General features: G+C 33.3%; 19 protein-coding genes. 8 read left to right on the top strand and 11 right to left on the bottom strand.

Annotation, left to right across the window (positions count from 1 at the left end):
- Window positions 1-39 precede the first annotated feature (39 nt).
- Window positions 40-1,581 carry a bifunctional GNAT family N-acetyltransferase/carbon-nitrogen hydrolase family protein gene (locus tag BN2628_RS10940; protein WP_021931716.1) on the bottom strand — a complete coding sequence of 514 codons (1,542 nt, stop codon included), beginning with the start codon at window positions 1,579-1,581 and terminating at the stop codon, window positions 40-42.
- 145 nt (window positions 1,582-1,726) lie between these two features.
- Between BN2628_RS10940 and epsC the strand changes: the two genes are divergently transcribed.
- From epsC to BN2628_RS10910, 6 genes are all read left to right on the top strand, one after another.
- Window positions 1,727-2,626, top strand: coding sequence for a serine O-acetyltransferase EpsC (gene epsC / locus BN2628_RS10935; RefSeq protein ID WP_044226597.1), 900 nt, complete (start codon window positions 1,727-1,729; stop codon window positions 2,624-2,626).
- 30 nt (window positions 2,627-2,656) lie between these two features.
- Entirely contained in the window at window positions 2,657-4,225 is a 1,569-nt protein-coding gene (locus tag BN2628_RS10930) for a THUMP domain-containing class I SAM-dependent RNA methyltransferase (RefSeq protein WP_257606471.1), read from the top strand.
- A 69-nt stretch (window positions 4,226-4,294) separates the two neighbouring features.
- Window positions 4,295-6,463, top strand: coding sequence for a S9 family peptidase (locus tag BN2628_RS10925; RefSeq protein ID WP_055097246.1), 2,169 nt, complete (start codon window positions 4,295-4,297; stop codon window positions 6,461-6,463).
- A 12-nt stretch (window positions 6,464-6,475) separates the two neighbouring features.
- On the top strand, window positions 6,476-7,753 hold the full coding sequence (purD, locus tag BN2628_RS10920) for a phosphoribosylamine--glycine ligase (protein WP_044226593.1): 1,278 nt from the start codon (window positions 6,476-6,478) through the stop codon (window positions 7,751-7,753).
- Window positions 7,754-7,767: 14 nt separating this feature from the next.
- Entirely contained in the window at window positions 7,768-8,763 is a 996-nt protein-coding gene (locus BN2628_RS17805; protein ID WP_277098874.1) for a DUF6427 family protein, read from the top strand.
- Window positions 8,742-9,203 carry a YqaA family protein gene (locus BN2628_RS10910; protein WP_044226585.1) on the top strand — a complete coding sequence of 154 codons (462 nt, stop codon included), beginning with the start codon at window positions 8,742-8,744 and terminating at the stop codon, window positions 9,201-9,203. Before BN2628_RS17805 ends, BN2628_RS10910 begins: the two co-directional genes overlap by 22 nt.
- Before the next feature lie 51 nt (window positions 9,204-9,254).
- On the opposite strand, the gene BN2628_RS10905 is transcribed toward BN2628_RS10910, so the two are convergent.
- From BN2628_RS10905 to miaB, 10 genes are all read right to left on the bottom strand, one after another.
- Window positions 9,255-10,793, bottom strand: coding sequence for a YifB family Mg chelatase-like AAA ATPase (locus BN2628_RS10905; protein WP_055097244.1), 1,539 nt, complete (start codon window positions 10,791-10,793; stop codon window positions 9,255-9,257).
- 50 nt (window positions 10,794-10,843) lie between these two features.
- Window positions 10,844-11,971, bottom strand: a complete 1,128-nt coding sequence (locus BN2628_RS10900; RefSeq protein WP_257606470.1) for a DUF4369 domain-containing protein — start codon at window positions 11,969-11,971, stop codon at window positions 10,844-10,846.
- 146 nt (window positions 11,972-12,117) lie between these two features.
- Window positions 12,118-13,410, bottom strand: a complete 1,293-nt coding sequence (gene metK, locus BN2628_RS10895) for a methionine adenosyltransferase (RefSeq protein WP_044226577.1) — start codon at window positions 13,408-13,410, stop codon at window positions 12,118-12,120.
- A 370-nt stretch (window positions 13,411-13,780) separates the two neighbouring features.
- The gene (gene folK / locus BN2628_RS10890) at window positions 13,781-14,194 is read right to left on the bottom strand and encodes a 2-amino-4-hydroxy-6-hydroxymethyldihydropteridine diphosphokinase (RefSeq protein ID WP_055097242.1); all 414 of its coding nucleotides are present in this window, start codon (window positions 14,192-14,194) and stop codon (window positions 13,781-13,783) included.
- Window positions 14,195-14,197: 3 nt separating this feature from the next.
- Window positions 14,198-15,253, bottom strand: a complete 1,056-nt coding sequence (gene queA, locus BN2628_RS10885) for a tRNA preQ1(34) S-adenosylmethionine ribosyltransferase-isomerase QueA (RefSeq protein ID WP_021931705.1) — start codon at window positions 15,251-15,253, stop codon at window positions 14,198-14,200.
- Window positions 15,250-15,987, bottom strand: a complete 738-nt coding sequence (truB, locus tag BN2628_RS10880) for a tRNA pseudouridine(55) synthase TruB (protein ID WP_044226571.1) — start codon at window positions 15,985-15,987, stop codon at window positions 15,250-15,252. The genes queA and truB overlap by 4 nt, the downstream gene beginning before the upstream one ends.
- Window positions 15,987-16,880 (bottom strand): undecaprenyl-diphosphate phosphatase, encoded by an 894-nt coding sequence (locus BN2628_RS10875; RefSeq protein ID WP_044226568.1) that lies wholly within the window; start codon window positions 16,878-16,880, stop codon window positions 15,987-15,989. The genes truB and BN2628_RS10875 overlap by 1 nt, the downstream gene beginning before the upstream one ends.
- A 21-nt stretch (window positions 16,881-16,901) precedes the next feature.
- Window positions 16,902-17,123 carry a DUF3098 domain-containing protein gene (locus tag BN2628_RS10870; RefSeq protein ID WP_021931702.1) on the bottom strand — a complete coding sequence of 74 codons (222 nt, stop codon included), beginning with the start codon at window positions 17,121-17,123 and terminating at the stop codon, window positions 16,902-16,904.
- 33 nt (window positions 17,124-17,156) lie between these two features.
- Window positions 17,157-18,038, bottom strand: a complete 882-nt coding sequence (locus tag BN2628_RS10865; protein WP_044226984.1) for a cell division protein FtsX — start codon at window positions 18,036-18,038, stop codon at window positions 17,157-17,159.
- Between the two features lie 347 nt (window positions 18,039-18,385).
- Complete coding sequence (miaB, locus tag BN2628_RS10860) at window positions 18,386-19,759, bottom strand: tRNA (N6-isopentenyl adenosine(37)-C2)-methylthiotransferase MiaB (protein ID WP_044226565.1); 1,374 nt, start codon at window positions 19,757-19,759, stop codon at window positions 18,386-18,388.
- 260 nt (window positions 19,760-20,019) lie between these two features.
- Between miaB and BN2628_RS10855 the strand changes: the two genes are divergently transcribed.
- Window positions 20,020-20,406 (top strand): hypothetical protein, encoded by a 387-nt coding sequence (locus BN2628_RS10855; protein WP_055097240.1) that lies wholly within the window; start codon window positions 20,020-20,022, stop codon window positions 20,404-20,406.
- Between the two features lie 125 nt (window positions 20,407-20,531).
- The gene (locus BN2628_RS10850) at window positions 20,532-22,025 is read left to right on the top strand and encodes a butyryl-CoA:acetate CoA transferase (protein ID WP_021931698.1); all 1,494 of its coding nucleotides are present in this window, start codon (window positions 20,532-20,534) and stop codon (window positions 22,023-22,025) included.
- The last annotated feature ends 50 nt before the right edge of the window (window positions 22,026-22,075 follow it).

Here is a 22,075-nt window from a genome sequence, read left to right as displayed (position 1 = left end):
TGCTTATATGTTTATAAATATTTTAATACATAAAAAAGCCTACTCCGCTTTCTTCTTCAAACGCAAATCATATAAATCATGGCGGCGATCACGAAGATTGCGCACACTACCGTAAGTATGCAACTCATTAAGTAAATCTAAATCAACATCTGAAATCAATATCATTTCCGTGTTAGGTGTAGCCTCTGCCCTTTTTCCATCTGTAGGAAAAGCAAAATCACAAGGAGTAAATACTCCTGATTGGGCATACTGGATATCCATATTATGTACACGGGGCAAATTACCAACAGAACCTGCTATAGCAACAAAACATTCATTCTCAATAGCTCGTGCCTGAGCACAGACTCGAACCCGAGAATATGCATTCTGTGTATCAGTTAAAAATGGAACAAACAAAATCTGCATGCCTTGCTCTGCCATAATACGAGATAATTCGGGAAATTCTACATCATAGCAAATCAAAACACCGATTTTAGCACAATCTGTATCAAAAGTCTTTACAATATTTCCACCTGAAAGTCCCCAACTCTTCGCTTCATCCGGAGTAACATGTACTTTCTCATACATATCGTAACTTCCATCTCTACGACACAGGAAGCCCACATTATACAACCCTCCGTCTTTTATCAAAGGCATACTTCCTGTTATAATATTTATATTATAGCTAATAGCCAGATTTATAAAACGATCTCGCATATCTTCGGTATACTGAGCCAATCCTCGAATTGCTTCAGATTCTCCCAAATGATTAAATTCAGCCATTAAAGGCGCGTTGAAATATTCTGGAAAAAGAACAAAATCACTTTTATAATCCGATACAGCATCTACAAAATATTCAACTTGCTCAAATACATCATCTATACTTTTATACGACCGCATCTGCCACTGGACAAGACCTAACCGAACAGTAGGTTTTGTTACTTTAAATTCTGATGTCGGTGGCGTATAATATATATTATCCCATTGTAATAATGTAGCAAAATGTTTCGACTCCTCATCATTGGGCAAATAATTAGTCATTACTTTACGCACATGAAAATCATTCGAAAGCTGGAATGTAAGGACCGGATCATAAATTTCCTTCATCTTTACCTGCTGTATATATTCTTTTGGACGCATAACATCAGCATATTTATGATAATTAGGTATACGACCACCAAACATTATAGCTTTCAAATTAAGTCGTTCACACAACTCTTTACGATAATCATACATGCGTCGACCTAAACGTAACCCCCGATAATCAGGATGAATAAATACTTCTATTCCATACAAAATATTACCATTAGGATTATGAGTAGAAAATGTCTCGTTCCCCGTAACTTTTGCGTATGTATGATCATTTTTTACTAAATCATAGTCGACAATTAAAGACAAAGCACATCCCACTATCTTTTCATCTACTACTGTAACAAATTGTCCTTCAGGAAAAATCTGTATTAGTTTCTCTATTTGTTTATGAGTCCAAAATGTATCCGAACCATCCGAATACACCCGACGAAATGATTGTGATAATTGTACATAATCAGAAATTTGCAAATTTCTAATTTCGACTTTATTAATCTTATGTATAGGTTCCATTACAATAATTTTAATTATGGGTACAAAGATATATCGATATAAATAAAAGTGTACTTTCGTTTATTTTCTTTTTCACTTTTCCAGTAAAATATCCATAAGAATTTTTAACTTTGCAATTTAGGCTAACTTTTAATAAATAGGGGGAATGAACCTGCATAAATATTCGGAAATAATTACATCAACAGTAACCGAACTTTCGGAATACGAGTCAGTAAAATTATTATGCCTTCAACACCACGAAGGAGAACCTTATCCTTCCGAAACTATTCTACATGAAATTATAAAATTATGCCGTTCATTACTCTTTCCTGGTTATTTCGGACACTCCAATGTAAATAGGCGCAATATAACTTATTATTTGGGAATAAATACCGAAAAATTATACGAATTGCTTTCAGAACAAATTCTTGCAGGATTATGCTTTATCTGCGATCGGACTAAATATGTTAGTCTTGAAGGCATGCGGGAGGAAGCTGTAAAAATAGCCGCTGAATTCCTAAAGAGTTTACCCGAACTACGCAAAATATTGACAACAGATGTCATAGCCGCTTACAATGGAGACCCAGCTGCTGAAAGTTATGGAGAAGTCATTTTCTGTTATCCGGCCATTCGTGCTATCAGTAATCATCGAATAGCCCATCAATTATTAAAATTAGGTGTCCCTTTAATTCCTCGTATGATATCTGAAATGGCTCATTCAGAAACGGGTATAGATATACACCCGGCAGCCACTATAGGCAGTTACTTTACTATAGACCATGGTACTGGCGTAGTAATTGGTGCGACAGCAATTATAGGTAATAATGTAAAAATCTACCAAGGAGTCACATTGGGTGCCAAAAGTTTTCCTTTAGACGAAAACGGTAATCCTATAAAAGGTATACCTCGCCATCCTATTATCAAGGATAATGTTATCATATATTCTAATGCTTCGATATTAGGCCGAATAACAATAGGAGAGGGAGCAACTATAGGAGGCAATATATGGGTAACAGAAGATGTACCTGCCGGAGCCCGAGTAATGCAAAGTAAAGCCCGACAATAATTATAATATGTCTACCAAACAGTAATTCAAGTGAAAAACGAGAAATTCGAAATTATAGCAAAAACATTCCAAGGATTAGAAGATGTCTTGGCTGAGGAAATATCTATTTTAGGAGGTGAAAATATAGAGATTGGACGTCGTATGGTCTCTTTTATCGGAGATAAAGAACTCTTATACAAATCTAATTTACAACTCCGTACTGCTTTAAGAATACTAAAGCCAATCTATCAATTCACAGCAAACAATACCGACGAAGTATACGAAAAAATTAAAGAATTCAATTGGGATAAATATCTCTCTCCAAGTCAGACATTTGCTATCGATTCGGTTGTCTATTCCGAAGAATTTAAACATTCTAAGTTTGTTACATATCGTACAAAAGATGCTATTGCTGATTACTTTTCCGAAAAAACAGGAAATCGACCATCTGTACGTATCAATAATGCTGATATCATATTAAATTTACATATATCACAACATAATTGTACATTGTCACTTGACAGCTCTGGAGAATCATTACATAAAAGAGGTTACCGTGTAGAACAAACTGAAGCTCCTATAAACGAAGTATTAGCTGCCGGAATGATATTAAAAACAGGATGGAGAGGTGAAAAAAATTTTATAGATCCTATGTGCGGCTCAGGGACTCTATTAATAGAAGCTGCAATGATTGCTACCAACACGGCACCCGGAATATATCGTAAAGATTTTGCCTTCGAACGTTGGAACGACTATGATGAAGAACTATTTGACAAACTCTATAACGATGACAGCATGGAAAAAACGTTCGAATACAAAATATTCGGATCGGATATTTCCCCTAAAGCTATAGCTATAGCCGAACGTAATATAAAAAGTGCTGGAATGTCAAAATACATCGATTTAAAAGTTTTACCTTTTCAACGATATGAAGAAGCCCCAGAAAGCGGTATATTGGTGACAAATCCTCCTTATGGAGAACGTATTTCGAGCCAAGACCTATTGGGCCTATATGAAATGATAGGAGAGCGTCTCAAACATGTATTTAAAGGATACGACGCATGGATAATCAGCTATCGGGAAGAATGTTTTGATAAAATAGGATTAAAACCGGCATTGAAATTAGAATTAATGAACGGAGCTTTGGAGTGTCAATACCGTAAATATGAAATCTTCAGTGGTAAATACAATGACTTTAAACGGGAAACAGGAGGATTTCGTGAAAAACAAAAAGAAGATAAAGTTCCGTCTTTTAGATTCAAATATCAAACCAATTTAAAAAAATCTACCGATAAGGAAAATATCAAAAGAGGTAAACAAAAACCTGAAATACTGCATGGAGAAGAAGCCTTAGAAAAATTTGTTACATTCAAGCTTCCGTCTATAGAAGACCCGACAGTAGATAATCGTCCCGGATGGAAAAAATTACGAGATAAAAATATTGAACGGGAAAAAAAGTTAAAAGAGAAGAAAAGAAAACCCTATAATGATGAACTTGATGATAAATCTTTCAAAAAAAGAAATCACTTTTCTTCTTTTAAGCAACGAGGAAATCATTTCAGAGATAAAAACAGTAAAACTAATGATAGGTCTTTTGACGGCAGAAAAAAGCATAAATGACCATTCAGTATATTGATATTTTACTCTATACGAAATAATTGATGTATAATAAGATGCAAGAACCATAAAATGAAACAGCTTATATATTTTATTTTATCAATCATTATCAGCATACCGACTATGGCCCAAAAGAAAAATCTCACATTCGAGCATTTAGTTCCGGGCGGTAAACAATACGCACGCTTATCTCCTCAGTTTAAAGCACCAAAATTATTGAACTTCTATGGCAATGATTACATATATCTTTTAAATGACACCGTATATAAGGTTTTTCCAGATAAAAATTTTGAAAAAAAAATATGGTTCACTACCGAAAACCTTAACCAAATTGTAAAAAATTATGGAATACCTCAATTAAAACAAATTCCTTCTTTCTCAATACAGAATACAGCAAAAGGTCTTGTTGTACGCATCAGTTACAAAAATTATATTTTCGACTTTTCACCGGACAATAAAAAAATAAACAATCTCTATACTTTCAATCACGAAGATGAAAATACAGATTATAATCCCCAAAAAGAATGCTATGCATTTACACAAGGAAACGGATTATACCTATTGACTAAAAATGGTAAACGTATCTGTATTGCCAAAGATTCAGACAAGAATATATCTTATGGCTCTAATTATATTTACCGTAATGAATTCGGGCAGAAAAAAGGGACATTCTGGTCTCCTCAAGGAAATGCACTTGCTTTTTACAGAATGGATGAAAGTAATGTTGCCGAGTACCCGATTGTAAATATCTCAACCAATATTATTGCACAATCTCATCCTATAAAATATCCTATGGCTGGACAAAAAAGTCATACGACCAGTATTGGGATTTACCGACCAGAAACAAACGAAACTATTTACCTGAAAACAGGTGCTCCAGAAGAACGATATTTAACAAATCTGACATGGTCTCCTGACGAAAAAGAAATTTATCTTCAAGAACTCAATCGCCAGCAAGATACATGTCGACTTGTTGCTTACAGCAGCGAAACTGGAGAAAGGCTACGAATTCTTTTTACTGAAACCCATGCGAAATATACAGAGCCTGAATTTCCCTTAACATTTATTCCAGGAAAATCAGACCAGTTTTTATTATTGAGCCGTCGTGACGGATACAGACACATCTATCTTTATAACACTTCTGGTAAACTAATACGTCAACTGACACAAGGTCCTTGGGAAGTTACTAGTATATATATACCTGATAACAAAAAAAATACTGTATATATAGGAAGTACCGAATCATCTCCTTTAGAAACAAATTTTTATGTTGTAAATATAACAAATGGCAAAAGAACACCTCTCACAACAGAACATGGTGTCCATAAAATCATAGCAGATACTTCTGGACAATACATAATCGACCAATACAGTAACCATAATACACCTCTTATACAACAATTTATTGATACAAAATCAGGGAAAAAGCATAAAATATTTTCAGCAGAAGATCCTTACAAAAATTATAATTATCCCCAAATTGAAACAGGGACTATAAAAGCAAACGATGACAGTACCGACCTGTATTTCCGAATGGTAAAACCTTTAAATTTCGACCCAAATCACAAATATCCAGTAATTGTATACGTTTACGGAGGGCCACATGCACAAATGATAAAAAATTCATGGAAATGGGATGTCAGAGGATTTGACATTTATATGGCCCAAAAAGGATACATTGTCTTCACATTAGACAATAGAGGTTCAGCCAACAGAGGATTAGAATTTGAAAACATAACTCACCGACAACTTGGAAAAATAGAATCAGAAGACCAAATAACCGGTATCGAATTTTTAAAAAAACAACCATTTGTCGATACAGACCGAATCGGTGTACATGGATGGAGTTTTGGAGGTTTTATGACTACATATTTATTGACTCATTATCCCCAAATATTTAAAACAGGGGTAGCCGGCGGTCCTGTTATAGATTGGTCTTTCTATGAAATTATGTATGGAGAACGTTATATGGGAACCCCTCAAAACAATCCGGAGGGATATAAAAACTCTAATCTAAACAATTTTTCTAAAAACTTAAAAGGAAGATTACTCCTCATACATGGTGATGAAGATCCAGTCGTTGTATGGCAAAATAGCCTTAGTTTCTTAAAAAGTTGTATTAAAAATCGCACTTATCCTGATTATTTTGTATACCCGGGACACGTCCATAACGTTATTGGACCAGATAGAGTACATCTACATGAAATAATTGCTCGTTACTTTGATGATCACTTAAAATAAAATGATATAACAATGGAAACAAAGAATATACTTTTGTTAGGCTCAGGTGGCCGAGAAAATGCTTTAGCTTGGAAAATAAAACAAAGCCCAAAACTTGGAAAACTATATATCGCTCCAGGAAACGCCGGAACAGCACTTTGTGGAACTAATGTAAATATCAAAGCCACAGATTTCGTATCTATAAAAACATTTGTTTTAGATAATCATATCGATATGGTTATTGTAGGGCCAGAAGACCCACTTGTAAAGGGTATATACGATTATTTTAAAAATGATGATTCTATAAAACACATCCCTGTTATTGGACCATCATGTAAAGGAGCCCAACTCGAAGGTAGCAAAGACTTTGCAAAAGCATTTATGATGCGTCATCATATTCCTACTGCTCGATATGCCAGTTTTACTGCTGATAACATAAATGAAGCATATGCTTTTCTTGATACTCTAAAAGCTCCTTATGTCTTAAAAGCTGATGGACTGGCTGCAGGTAAAGGTGTATTAATTATAGAGGATTTAAAAGAGGCTAAAGCTGAATTAAAAAAAATGCTGGCAGGTATGTTCGGTGACGCAAGTCGTACCGTTGTCATCGAAGAGTTTCTTTCAGGAATCGAATGCTCTGTATTCGTACTCACTGATGGAAAATCTTATAAAATATTACCAGAAGCAAAAGATTACAAAAGAATAGGAGTAGGGGATACCGGACTGAATACTGGAGGCATGGGAGCCGTTTCTCCCGTACCATTCGCAGATAAATTATTCATGCAAAAAGTAGAAGAACGTATCGTAAAACCTACAATAACCGGACTTCAATCCGAAAATATAGACTATAAAGGATTCATCTTTTTAGGGTTAATCAAAGTAAACAATGAACCCATGGTAATTGAGTATAATGTACGAATGGGAGACCCTGAAACAGAAGTGGTAATGCTTCGTATAAAATCAGATTTAGTAGATTTATTAGAAGGTGTTGCTGAAGAAAATCTGGACAATCGCACTTTGGAGATTGATCCCCGTTCTGCAGTTACAGTAATGTTGGTCTCTGGAGGATATCCCGGAAATTATGAGAAAGGAAAAATTATTTCCGGACTTGACAAAATAAAAGATAGTATTATCTTCCATGCAGGCACAACAAACAAAAATGGAGAAACCATAACTAATGGAGGTCGGGTTATCGCTATAAGTTCTTATGGCAATAACAAAAATGAAGCCCTCTCAATTTCATTCAAAAATGCAGAAACCATAACATTCGAAGGTAAATATTTTCGTTCCGATATAGGTTCTGACTTATAAAATATACGAATAGTTTGAGAGACGACCATCTAAATAAACTGGCCGATAATAATATAATTATATATTTAAGTGTCGGTGTTTTTCTGGTTGCTGTATTTCTTTCTTTCAGGTTTATACCTGTTATTGAGAATATTAGCAACCACAGTCTTATACTACCAAATCAAGATTTGTGGAAGCTATCACCTCTATTATGTAATGTAATCAATACTGTGATTATACTATTCTGCGCTCTACTATTACAAAGAATGAATAGTATTTTTGCTCTAATCAGATCCAGGACTTTATTTCCTTTACTCTTTTTTCTTTTATTAGAAGGAAGCAATCCCAGCCTAACTTCCACTTTGAACTTAGGTAATTTATTATCTTTCATACTGATTCTTTCTTTATTTACCTTATTCTCGTCATACCAAAAAGAACAAACACAACGCCACGCCTTCGGGTTATCCCTTTATATAGGATTCGGCACTTTGTTCTGGAGTCCATTTATATATTTAATGCCCATATTTTGGATAGGAATGTATCAGATGAGGTCTCTAACTGGAAAAACATTCGTTGCAACCCTATTAGGATTAATAACAGTTGGTTGGCTCATTTTAAGTGCACATTGGATATTCGGAATAACTTTATACTCTGAAAACCTCTTTGTTCCATTATCAGAAAATCATATATATGAATTGCAATGTCTGAATTATACTCAATTATTATATATTTTCCCCACAATAGTTTTAGGTATAATCAGTATTATAAACAATCTCTATAACAATTTTAATGATAAAACCAGAACTCGAGCCTATAATGGATTTATTAATATATTGCTAATTGTTGCAATTATAGCCATTATCATTCATTTTAATGAAAGTAATATTTATTTGCCTGTATTAAATACATGTATTGCGTTACAAGCTGCTCATTTTTTCACTAATACAAAAAATAAGCCTACAATTGTATTATTTTATATAATACTCACTTTATATTTCTTACTATTTTTATGGAATTTATTGCAGGATTAAGTGAATGGGGATATATAGGACTTTTTCTTTCGGCTTTTCTATCTGGTAGTATAATCCCTCTAAGTTCAGAAGTCGTACTAGGAATATTATTAGTAGCTGGGTTTCATCCATGGGGATGTCTTCTGACAGCTACGGCAGGAAACTGGTTAGGTGGGGTTACCTGTTATTATATAGGACACCTTGGAAAAATAGAATGGATAGAAAAATATCTTCGTATAAAACACGAAAAATTAGAAAAAACTCAAAAATGGCTTCAAGGGAAAGGTGCACTAATGGCATTTTTTGTTTTTCTTCCCGGAATAGGTGATTTAATCATTGTGGGATTAGGTTTAATGAGAGCTAATGCCTTACTTGTAAACATTTCAATGTTGATAGGTAAATTTCTTAGATATTATCTTATTATCATTGGTGTCGACTACTTTTCCTCTTTGATACAATAAATTACCTCTAAGTACACTAAAAATGCTATATTTAAAAATCGGTAGTAATTCTTACCCTGCCCAATTTTCCCGATCAAGATTTCGATAACTAATTGCTTCTGAAATATGATTTACTTGAATATTCTTACTACCTTCCAAATCAGCTATCGTACGAGCAACTTTTAAAATTCGATCATAAGCTCTTGCCGAAAGATTAAATCTCACCATAGCAGCTTTCAATCGTTCTTTTCCTGCACTATCCGGCTCTGCAAATTCATTCAACAATTTTGTATTCATCTGTGCATTACAATATACTCCCGAAATATTTTTAAAACGTATTTCCTGAACCTGCCGAGCCTTAATGACACGCTCCCTAATAGCTGCACTCGACTCAGCAGGACGAGTATCCGATATTTTTTCAAACGGGACAGGCACAATTTCAATTTGTATATCAATACGGTCAAGTAATGGACCTGATATACGATTAAGATATTTCAATACTGCTCCCGGAGGACAAATACATTTCTTTTCCGGATGATTATAATATCCACAAGGACACGGATTCATAGATGCTACCAACATCAACCCTGCCGGATATTCTATAGAATATTTAACTCTCGATATCGTTATCTTACGGTCTTCCAATGGCTGCCTCATTACTTCTAATACCTGCCTTGAAAACTCAGGAAGTTCGTCCAAAAAAAGTACTCCATTATGTGCTAAAGAAATTTCTCCTGGTTGAGGATAAGCTCCTCCGCCAACCAAAGCAACACTGGAAATAGTATGATGTGGAGATCGAAAAGGCCTTTGAGTTAATAAAGACGTACTACTACCCATCTTACCGGCAACAGAATGTATCTTTGTCGTCTCTAATACCTCTTGAAGAGTAAGAGGAGGTAAAATAGACGGAATTCGCTTAGCCATCATAGATTTCCCAGCTCCCGGAGGCCCTACCATAATAAGATTATGTCCCCCTGCAGCAGCAACTTCTAATGCTCTTTTTACATTCTCTTGACCCTTCACATCTGCAAAATCAAGATCAAAATTCTGTTGCTTTTTATAAAACTCTGCTCTGGTATCAATAATAGTAGGAGTCAAATCAACTTCACCATTAAAGAAATCTATAACTTCTTTTATATTTTCGACACCATATACATCCAAGTTATTCACAACAGCTGCTTCCATAACATTAGCTTTAGGTACAATAAGTCCTGTAAAGCCTTCTTCCCGAGCTTTAATAGCTATCGGTAATATGCCTCTTACAGGAAGTATAGAGCCATCAAGAGAGAGCTCACCCATCAACATATACTGACCTAATTTTTCATTAGAAACCATCTCCGCTGAAGCTAATATCCCAATAGCTAAAGGAAGATCATATGCCGAACCCTCTTTTTTAATATCAGCAGGAGCCATATTTATAATAATTTGCCTACGAGGAAATTTATATCCATTATGCTGCAATGCAGAGACTATACGTTCATGACTCTCTTTTACGGCAGTATCTGGTAATCCCACCATAAAAAAACGAATACCATTAGAGCAATTCACTTCTATCGTTACAATCAGTGCATCTATACCCTGCACTGCCGCGGCAAAAACTTTAACTAACATTTTTAAAACAAAATATACAACTAAAAAAGGTTCTTTCTATTATAAATATACTATTTCCTATTATCCTTCTGTTGTTTTAAACTATCTTCCTCCTCCAACATCTTTATTAAGTAATCTTGTAATATACTTCCTTGCAAATTACGCGCTATAATTTTACCTCTTTTATCAAGAACTAATGTATAAGGAATCTGAACAATGCCACTATTTTTTACCCAAGGAGAATTCCATCCTTCTGGCAATCTTACTTGTTTCCAACTTAAAGAATCTGTTTTTAAACGATTCTTCCATGCATTCACATCCATATCAAAAGATATACCTACCATATTATAATCTTTTCTGTCGAGTTCTTTATACCAATTTTTCTGATAACGCATTTCCTTCATACTAAGTGTATCATCTATTGACCAGCAAGTAATAATAGTAGGTTTACCATTAAAAGATGTTGAATATATTATTGAATCATTTTCATTTCGTAAAGTAAAATAGGGGAGAGAGGTTCCTATTTTGCTCTTTAAAATTTTAGAAAATATTACTTCCATTTTTGCTTGCAAGTTTACAGGCTTTGCATCTGGAGATAGTGTTTTCAACAAAGAATCACAAAATGCATAATTATCAATATCTAATAAATATTCATATATCAAAATAGAAGACGACAGAGAAGATTTATGTTCTTGGATAAAAGCAATGGCATCTTTCTGCAAAGACGCTCTTAACTGTTTTATTGATTGGCTATATTCCGGTTTGTTCCAATGTGTAACAAAATTCTTTTCTTTTTCTCGTAAACGTTCAAGTACCAAACTATTCCTCTTTCTAAAATCACCTATTTCCTCATTTATTCTATTACCCTTTATTGCAATTTCAAAAGGCTTATTTGCATCCCCTTCTAACGTAATATGATCTCCATTCTTCAAATACAAACTCATCAATTCCGTTTTATCATTAAAATATAATCGTACAGACGTTAAAGAATTGGAAGAACCCTTTAACCTGAAAAAGTTGTTATCTGGTTGCAAGGTATCTAATTTAAAACCTTCATTATATTTATCTTGAATTACATAGATAGGCTTACCTTCTAAATTGACTATCTTAGCTTCTATAGTATAATTTTTTTTATCACTACAAGCTGATGACATAAACATTGTTGTAACGATAAAACATATATAAATAATTCTACTCATATATTTCAGATTTGGAGATATATACGCAAATTTACGCCTTTTACATTCAGTATCAAAATAAAAAGACAAATTAGACAAGTACATAAAATAAAAGGAGAATACTATATACAAGTATTCTCCAATAATTATCCCTTATATTATATTTTCTATAAATTAAACGCTTTCTTAATTGTATCTACATAATCAAGTTTTTCCCATGTAAATAACTCCACCTCACGCGTTAATGGAACAGGTTCATATTTTGAAGTAAATGTTTTCACTATTGTTTGAGGCTTTCTTCCCATATGCCCATATGCTGCTGTTTCCTCATAGATAGGATTCCTTAACTTCAATCGTTTTTCTATAGCTCTCGGTCTTAAATCAAATATTTCAGTTATCTTAGACGCAATCTCAGCATCACTCATATCAACATTTGACTTATTATATGTATCTACAAAAACACTGACTGGTTGAGCAACACCTATAGCATAAGATATTTGTACCAACATTTCATTTGAAACTCCAGCAGCAACCATATTCTTAGCTATATGGCGCGCAGCATAAGCTGCCGAACGGTCAACTTTCGAAGGGTCTTTCCCTGAAAAAGCACCTCCCCCATGAGCACCTTTACCTCCATAGGTATCAACAATAATTTTACGTCCGGTAAGACCTGTATCTCCATGCGGTCCTCCGATTACAAATTTACCCGTAGGATTTACGTGCAGAATAAGATTCTCATCGAAAAGAGCTTGAACTCGTTTTGGTAACAAAGCTATTACTCGAGGAATAAGAATATTCTTTACGTCACTATAAATAATACGCAACATTTCTTCGTCAGCTTTTGCCTGAGCTTCTAAAGAATTATTTTCAGGTGTAATAAAATCATCATGTTGCGTAGATATAACAATAGTATGTACCCTCACAGGCGTATGAGCATCATTGTATTCAATTGTCACCTGAGATTTAGAGTCAGGACGCAAATATGTCATGACTTTCCCTTCGCGACGGATAGCAGCTAATTCTATTAGCAACAAATGTGATAAATCCAGAGAAATAGGCATATAATTATCGGTCTCATTAGATGCATAACCAAACATCATTCCTTGATCTCCAGCTCCCTGATTCATTTCATCTTCACGCTCAACACCTCGATTAATATCAGCAGACTGCTCGTGAATAGCAGAAAATACACCACAGGAATCTCCTTCAAACTTATATTCACTACGAGTATATCCAATACGATTAATTACTCGGCGAGCGACCTCCATAAGGTCAACATAGGCCGATGATTTTACCTCTCCTGCCAATACTACCTGTCCGGTAGTTACCAGAGTTTCGCAAGCTACTTTCGAGTTGGCATCATAAGCCAAGAACTCATCAAGCAAAGCATCCGATATTTGATCGGCTACTTTATCAGGATGCCCTTCAGACACCGATTCAGAGGTGAACAAATAATTCATAATAACAAATTTAAATAAGTATAAACTCAAAACTATTTATATACATATTATGTAAGGAAGTAGATAAAATGTAAAGCTGAGCTATAACACAAATGGTAGGTAACGCAGTTTTAGCATTTTTTTCTGTGGTTGCAAGCAGCCAAATCCTTCCACATTATGATGATGCAAATATATAACTTTTTCAAGTTTCAATTATTATCTTACTACAAAAATATTTCAAATTAGTAGATTAATAATACAATTCACATCTTGACCTTATAGTTAAAAAAAACGACATATACGATTTAAAAGCAATTTCTACTTTATATTTATTAGAATTGAAGAATGAGGTATCGATTGACAAGATAGAAAATACATTAAAAACAAATAATTAAAAATCAGGATTAATTTCTTTTAAAGGAATTTGGAAAAATAATCTATCTTTAAGTCCTGGATGTGGAAGTATCAGACGATCAGTATTCATCTTTATATTATCATAAAGAAGTATATCTATGTCTATAATTCTATCAGAATATACACCATCAACAGACTTTTTTTCTCTCCCCATTAATTTTTCGATTTTCTGAGTGACGTCTAATAAATCAAATGGGGCTAATTGTGTTTCTATTGAAACTACAATATTCAAAAAAGAATTTTTAGACTCAAATCCCCAAGCTTCAGAAGCATAAGGAACAGAACAGGAAATAATCTTTCCTATCTGTTCCTCTATATTTTCTAAAGCAAATCTGAGATTATCTTCCTTATCTCCCAAATTAGTTCCTATGCCTAAATATACAACAGACATTTTTTACCTGTCTAAAATAAGCATAGCATCGCCATAAGCACCAAATCTATACTTCTCTTTTAATGCAACATCATAGGCTTCAAGAACAAGGTCATAACCTCCAAAAGCCGCTACCATCATCAACATCGTTGATAATGGCATATGAAAATTACTAATCAAACTCGTAGCAACTGTAAAATCATAAGGAGGAAATATAAACTTATTAGTCCACCCAGAATAAGTCTTCATATGACCATCTGTGCTTACAGTACTCTCAATTGCCCTCATTACAGAAGTTCCCACTGCACAAACTTGACGATTCTCATCTTTTGCTTTATTTACAAAATCAACCAGCTGTTGAGTTACCAACATTTGTTCCGAATCCATTTTATGTTTCGTAAGATCTTCCACATCTATTTCACGGAAATTTCCCAAACCAGAATGCAACGTTAAGAAATTATATTCAATACCCTTAATTTCCATACGTTTCAAAAGTTCTCTACTAAAATGTAATCCTGCAGCAGGAGCCACGACAGCTCCTTCATTTTTCGCAAAAATATTTTGATAACGCAACTCATCATCCGGTTCTACTGGCCTATTTATATAACGAGGTAAGGGTGTCTCTCCTAATTTATAAAGAGCATCCTTAAACTCCTCATGTGTACCATCGAATAAAAAGCGTAAAGTACGGCCTCTCGAAGTCGTATTATCGATAACTTCTGCAACCATGGAATCATCTTCCCCGAAATACAACTTATTTCCGATACGTATCTTACGAGCAGGGTCAACTAAGACATCCCATAATCTATTTTCCTCATTTAATTCACGTAACAAGAAAACCTCTATCTTGGCTCCGGTTTTTTCTTTATTTCCATACAATCGTGCAGGAAATACTTTTGTATCATTAAATACAAATACATCTTTATCATCATAATACTCTAATATTTCCTTAAAGATACGATGCTCTATTTTACCTGTATTCCGATGAAGTACCATTAGACGTGATTCATCCCTATTTTTAGCAGGATATTTTGCAATCTGATCTTCTGGTAATTTAAATTTAAACTGCGATAATTTCATATCTCTGTATTTTTTATATTTTCTTTTTCTTCCTCTGCCAACATTTCGAGTCTGGCCTTCTCTATAATACCATCAATCTGGTCAACCGTATAACAATCTTTGAGGTGTACATCTCCCACTCGAGTACGGACCAAAGATACCAAATGGGCTCCACTTCCTAATGCTCGACCTATATCCCTTGCCAAAGCCCTTATATATGTTCCTTTACTGCATACAACCCTAATTTTTATTTCTGGTAAAGCATATTCGAGCAATTCTATTTCATCTATAACCAACTCCTTAGCTTTCAATATAACTTCCTCTCCATTTCTGGCAAAATCATAGGCACGACGTCCATCAACTTTACATGCAGAATAAACTGGAGGAACTTGCTGAATAGTACCAACAAAACTTTGCAAAACTTTTTCTGTTTCAGAACGAGTAATATGCTCTATCTCAAATGTCTCATCGATTTCTGTTTCCAAATCGAACGAAGGTGTAGTCGCTCCTAATCGTAATGTTGCTATATATTCTTTCGTTTGATATTGAAAACTCTCAATCAACTTGGTAGCTTTTCCTGTACAAACTATCATTACTCCAGAAGCTAAAGGATCGAGAGTCCCTGCATGACCTACTTTTATTTTCTTTATTTTCAGCTTATATATAATCTTAGCCCGTATACGTTTTACCAGATTAAATGAAGTCCAATGCAACGGTTTGTTAAAATAGAGTATCTCTCCTTCTAAAAAATTCATTAGTCTATTTCTAAATTATACCCCAACAGCATAAATACAATAATAATACCACCCACTATTATACGATAATATCCAAATGCTTTAAATCCATATTTGGTGACAAAGCTTATAAAAAACTTTATTGCCAAAAAAGCCACTATAAAAGCTACAACATTACCAACAATTAAAGGTATTATATTATCCTGCAAAATTTGTAATCCATTCTCTGAAGTTACCAATTTTAACAGTTTATATGCTGTCGCAGCAAACATAGTAGGTACAGCCAGAAAAAAAGAAAATTCTGCTGCATTTTTTCGTGTCATTTTTTGTGCCATACCTCCGACAATTGTAGCCATTGAACGAGAGACACCAGGGATCATAGCTATGCATTGGAACAGACCTATACAAAAAGCCTTTTTAGGAGTCATCTCTTGATTTGGAGAAGACTTTGCAAACCACTTATCCACAAATAACATTACAATACCTCCTATCACAAGCATTACAGCAACTACAGTTACGCTCTCAAGCATTTCGTCAATTTTGTCACTAAATAATAGTCCGAAAAAAGCTGCCGGAATAAAAGCGATTAAAAGCTTCCAATAAAAATCATATTTATACAAAAAACGTTTTCCATACTCTATCCACCGAGCTGACCTATCATTATTATTAACAATATCCGTATCAAAAATTTTGCATTTATTCAATTTAAAGAAGCGCTTCCAATACAATACAACCACTGACAATATAGCACCAAACTGTATAATCACTGTAAAAGCTTTAACAAAATCACTACTCGGAACCCCTAACAAATGTTGTGTTATAATCATATGCCCAGTAGAAGATACCGGCAAAAATTCAGTCAACCCCTCTACAATAGCTATAATTATAGTCTGAAATAAAGATAATTCTTCCATATAATACTTGTACAGCTCTGATTATTTTGACTTTTTCATTATAGCATAAATCATAAATACAAAACCGACAAAAGCAATTCCCGGAGCCAAAACTATTCTCCTGAAACTAAATATATCAGGATTATAATGTTCTGGTGTAGAACCTGGTCCTGCCATCAATGCAAAGCCAATAATAATAACAACAAAAGCGATACCAATCAATATCAAATTTTGTTTACCTAATGCAAATTTTTGAGTATCCATATATAAGTTTTTAATCTTTGATAAAAGTGATTTTTATACATAATACAAATCATCTCGATCCATACGAATATATCTATTGACAGCAAAATATGATGATATAGCTGTAATCGTAATGCCTAATAACAATACAATAACATATACCATCATTAAAGATTGAATACTCACTAAAGTATAAAAATTATCAATCTCCGACATCAAATAATATACACATCCTGTCAACATTCCAATAGCTACAAAAGCCGCAATAATTCCATTAACTATATTAGATAATATAAAAGGTTTACGAATAAAGCCCGGAGTTGCACCCACCAGCTTCATTGTGTGTATAATAAATCTTTTGGAATAAGCTGTCAATCTGATAGTATTACTTATCAAAGCAAATGATATAATCATTAAAACAATAGCCAAACATAATAAAATTAATCCTATACGGCGTATATTATCGTTAACCATTTTCAATAAATCTTTCTGATAAACTATTTCATCAATAGCAGTTGTTCCCTTATTTAAACCCCTTTCTATCCATTGCAAACTATCTGGATGTGCATAATCGGCCTTCAATTTTACCTCTATAGAAGCTTTTAATGGATTAAAACCTAATAAATCTTCAGGATTTTCACCTATTTCTACTTCAAGCTCTTTCAATGCATCTTCTTTTGAAATAAACTGCGTTGCTTTTACGTAAGGAGCTGTATCTAATTTTTTTTGCAATCGCTTTATTTGAGATTCTTTTGCTGATTCCTTTAAAACTATAGAAAAACCTATATTTTCCTTTACATACATCGATAATTGAGTAGCCAAAACCCCCATCAAAGCAATTACACCCAATATAAACAAAACTAATGATATACTGATAGTGGAAGTGAGACGTGCATTAAAAAATGTAATATGCTTGTTACTCTTGGATTCGCTCATCTGCATCAATCTTTTTTACCACCCTTAAAATATATTTTTCAAGTTTGGTATCAATATTTAAATTTCTGAATAACAGAAACTATTAAACTCATTTACATTCAAACTCCAAAGTCTTTTTTATCTTCCTCTTTATTGAGGCAATTCTTATCGGAATTTTATGCAAAAGAACAAATTAATTATGAATTTAAGCACTTTTATTTTAATATTTTAACTAATTTATAATCTAATTTATATGTACTCTTTTGTATTGGAATATATAATACGAAAAACTCATACATATTCTGAAAATTGTATCAGATATGTATGAGTTATATTACAATTTCAAAAAATAAGATTAAAATGACAACTCAATCTATAGCTTCTCCTAAAAGAGTTGCCGATGAAGAATCTATAATACGTACTTGTACAAACTCACCTATATGGTGAGTTTTTTTAGGAAAAACCACTACTTTATTTTGCTCAGTCCGTCCAAAAAGATCTTCTCTTGAACGTTTTGAAAAACCCTCGACAAGGATTTCAAAAATTTTACCTATATCTCTTTTATTACTTTGAGCAGATAATTCATTTTGCAAATCAATCATTCGCTGTAAACGTTCTACTTTTATTTCTTCCGCTATATTATCAGATAAATTTTTAGAAGCATAAGTTCCGGGACGTTCCGAATATTTGAACATGAAAGATGCATCAAAACCAACTTCTCTCATTAAAGATAGTGTTTCTGCAAAATCTTCTTCCGTCTCTGAATGAAAACCACTAAACAAATCTGTAGTTATACCACAATCAGGAATAATACGTTTTATAGCTGCTATTCTTTCCAAATACCATTCCCTAGTATATTTTCTATTCATGAGTTTGAGTATACGAGAACTACCAGATTGAACAGGTAAATGAATATGTTTACAAATATTAGAATAACGAGCTATCGTTTCCAATATTTCATCACTCATATCCTTAGGATGAGACGTTGTAAAACGAATTCTCATCCTGGGACCTGCAACTTCTGCAACCATAGCAAGCAATTTAGGAAAAGTTACTATTTCACCATTTTCATTTTCAAATCTAAAAGAATTTACATTCTGGCCCAATAAAGTAACTTCCTTAAATTTACGTTGTTTCAAATCACAAAGTTCCCGCAATATACTTTCCGGATCTCTACTACGTTCTCTTCCACGTGTGTAAGGCACAATACAATATGAGCAGAAATTATTGCATCCCCTCATAATAGAAATAAATCCGGATATATGATTTCCTCCAATACGTGCAGGTATTATTTTTTTATATGTTTCAGTCAAAGATAAATTCACATTTATGGCTTTTTCTCCCCGCTCAACAGCTCCGACTAAATTAGGCAAATCAAGATAAGCATCCGGACCAACAACCAAATCTACCTGATAATCTTTTATCAATTCATCTTTTACCCGCTCAGCCATACAACCTAATACTCCTACTATCAATCGCTTATTTTTCCTACGTAAGGCATTAAAATATTGCAATCTTGAATAAATTTTTTGTTCTGCATTATCTCTAATTGAACAAGTATTAATAAACACAGCATCGGCATCTTCCAATTTCTCACACAAATTATAACCATCCATTTCCATAATAGATGCTACAACTTCACTATCTGCTACATTCATCTGACAGCCATACGTTTCTATAAACAACTTTTTTTCTCCGTTCCCGGTCGCAGATTTAAAGTCTGCTTCTGAACCTTCTTTCATTTATTTATTTTTTTATTAGTAAATATGATATTATGAATAAAAAATAAGTATTTATCTTACAAAAATCAACTTTTTATTTGCAATTTAATATTTTATATATATTTTTGCAAAGTAAACATTATATGAAATTTTTTCATAGTTAAGGTTTAGGTTAAATCTGTTAAGGGCAGTTGTGAAACTGTCCTTATCTATTTATAATAAGTTATTTGGACTTTCATAGAAAAATACTTATTTTTGGAAGACAAAAATACGAAAAGCATATGAATCTATGGGCGCTAATCTTTATTATTTTATTTTTTGTAATTCGTTCAGTAGTTAAAGCTAATGAACAAATAAAAAAAGATAATCAAAAAAAAATTATAAAAGAATCTCCCGATAATGAAAATAATATACCTAATAAAGAAATAAGTTGGGAAGATATCTTTTTTCCACAAAAGGAAATATCTTCTATTCCACCTACAAAAAAAGAAAATAAGAAAAAAAATATAACACCTCCACCTATACCAACCAAAGAGAAAAAGATACCTAATCTTCAACTTTCCGTCGATAATGATGAAATTGAAAATGAAAAATGGTTCGGTAATTCAGAAGACTTACGTAGAGCTATAATTAATAATGAGATTCTATCTCGTAAATTCAATATTTAAATCTAACATAAAATTCAGACTGATGAAAATAATAATATGAATTATTTTTCCTATTTTCGTCCAACATATATAATTCTCACATTATAAATATGATCAGTCTAACACCGTTATAAAAACATTAAAATATGTCATTAAAATTTATTACAGCAGAAGAAGCAGCTTCTTATATCGAAAATGATGAAAACGTAGGTTTTGGTGGATTTACTGCTGCAGGTACACCTAAAGTTGTATCAGTTGCTATTGCAAAAAAAGCCGAAAAAGAACATGCTGCAGGCAGACCTTTTAAAATAGGCGTATTTACTGGTGCATCAACAAGTGACAATGTTGATGGAGTGTTATCGAGAGCAAAAGCTATTAAAACAAGAACGCCTTATCAATCAACAAAAGATTCTCGTACAGCTATCAATAACAATGAAATCGACTATTTTGATATACATCTATCCCATTTGGCTCAAAATTTAAGATACGGCTTTTATGGAAAAATAAATACTGCCATAATTGAAGCTGTCGATGTAACAGAAAATGGAGAAATTACTTTAGGTATTGGAGTCGGTGCTGCTCCTACTTATTGCAATATGGCTGATAAAATCATTATAGAATTAAATCGTCATTTGCCTCAAAATTTATATGGATTTCATGATATATACGAACCTATAAATCCTCCATACAGAAAAGAAATTCCTATTTATAAACCAAGTGACAGAATAGGTTCTCCTGTTATAAAAGTAGATCCTCATAAAATTATCGGTATAGTAGAAACTAATTTACCAGACAATGTAAAAGAATTTGCTCCAGTAGATGAAGTCACAACTCGTATTGGAGATAATGTTTGTAACTTTTTAGTTTCTCAATTAAAAAAAGGTCTTATTCCAAAAGAATTTCTTCCACTACAGTCTGGAGTAGGAAATATAGCAAATGCTGTATTAAGCGGATTGGGTAACAGTCCTGACGTACCTGTATTTGAAATGTACACCGAAGTAGTACAAGATGCTGTTATCAAATTAATGAAAGAAGGAAAATGTCGTTTTGCCAGCGGTTGTTCTCTTACAATCAGTAATACAGTAGAAGAAGAAGTATTTTCCAACCTTGACTTCTTCAGAAATAAATTGGTACTTCGCCCTGGAGAAATAAGTAATAATCCCGAGATAGTTCGTCGTTTAGGTATCATCACTATAAATACAGCATTAGAAGCTGATATATTTGGAAATGTAAATAGTACACATGTAGTAGGAACCAAAATGATGAACGGTATAGGAGGTTCTGGAGATTTTACTCGAAATTCTTATATTTCTATATTTACGTGTCCTTCTGTAGCAAAAGGAGGTAATATCAGTGCTATTGTACCTATGGTTTCACATCTTGATCACAGCGAACATTCTGTGGATATTTTAATAACAGAGCAAGGTGTGGCCGACTTAAGAGGAAAATCTCCAATACAAAGAGCTAAAGAAATTATAGAAAACTGCGCAAATCCTGCTTATAAACAACTATTATGGGATTATTTAAACATGACCAAAAATGTACATACTCCCCACAATCTAAAAGCGTGCTTTGGATTTCATCTAGAATTTATTAAATCAGGAAATATGGCTCTAACCAATTGGGCTGATTACAAATGATAAAACAATATTCTTTACATTATTTACCTCTATTATAGAAATTAATAGAG

Origin of the sequence: Gabonia massiliensis (assembly GCF_001403595.1) — a bacterium.
Lineage (GTDB): Bacteria > Bacteroidota > Bacteroidia > Bacteroidales > Coprobacteraceae > Coprobacter > Coprobacter secundus.
The sequence above is the reverse complement of the archived record's forward strand: the minus strand, read 5'-3'. Positions and strand labels throughout refer to the sequence as shown.

Bases quoted from the DNA above. Each gene is read 5' to 3' on its own strand.
- BN2628_RS10875 (WP_044226568.1), bottom strand. From the start codon at position 16,880: ATGGAAGAATTATCTTTATTTCAGACTATAATTATAGCTATTGTAGAG.
- BN2628_RS10865 (WP_044226984.1), bottom strand. From the start codon at position 18,038: ATGAGCGAATCCAAGAGTAACAAGCATATTACATTTTTTAATGCACGT.
- BN2628_RS10870 (WP_021931702.1), bottom strand. From the start codon at position 17,123: ATGGATACTCAAAAATTTGCATTAGGTAAACAAAATTTGATATTGATT.
- truB (WP_044226571.1), bottom strand. From the start codon at position 15,987: ATGAATTTTTTAGAAGGAGAGATACTCTATTTTAACAAACCGTTGCAT.
- BN2628_RS10910 (WP_044226585.1), top strand. From the start codon at position 8,742: ATGGAATTTATTGCAGGATTAAGTGAATGGGGATATATAGGACTTTTT.
- folK (WP_055097242.1), bottom strand. From the start codon at position 14,194: ATGTCTGTTGTATATTTAGGCATAGGAACTAATTTGGGAGATAAGGAA.
- BN2628_RS10940 (WP_021931716.1), bottom strand. From the start codon at position 1,581: ATGGAACCTATACATAAGATTAATAAAGTCGAAATTAGAAATTTGCAA.
- BN2628_RS10925 (WP_055097246.1), top strand. From the start codon at position 4,295: ATGAAACAGCTTATATATTTTATTTTATCAATCATTATCAGCATACCG.
- BN2628_RS10855 (WP_055097240.1), top strand. From the start codon at position 20,020: ATGAATCTATGGGCGCTAATCTTTATTATTTTATTTTTTGTAATTCGT.
- epsC (WP_044226597.1), top strand. From the start codon at position 1,727: ATGAACCTGCATAAATATTCGGAAATAATTACATCAACAGTAACCGAA.
- queA (WP_021931705.1), bottom strand. From the start codon at position 15,253: ATGAAATTATCGCAGTTTAAATTTAAATTACCAGAAGATCAGATTGCA.
- BN2628_RS10900 (WP_257606470.1), bottom strand. From the start codon at position 11,971: ATGAGTAGAATTATTTATATATGTTTTATCGTTACAACAATGTTTATG.
- BN2628_RS10905 (WP_055097244.1), bottom strand. From the start codon at position 10,793: ATGTTAGTTAAAGTTTTTGCCGCGGCAGTGCAGGGTATAGATGCACTG.
- BN2628_RS10850 (WP_021931698.1), top strand. From the start codon at position 20,532: ATGTCATTAAAATTTATTACAGCAGAAGAAGCAGCTTCTTATATCGAA.
- purD (WP_044226593.1), top strand. From the start codon at position 6,476: ATGGAAACAAAGAATATACTTTTGTTAGGCTCAGGTGGCCGAGAAAAT.
- miaB (WP_044226565.1), bottom strand. From the start codon at position 19,759: ATGAAAGAAGGTTCAGAAGCAGACTTTAAATCTGCGACCGGGAACGGA.
- metK (WP_044226577.1), bottom strand. From the start codon at position 13,410: ATGAATTATTTGTTCACCTCTGAATCGGTGTCTGAAGGGCATCCTGAT.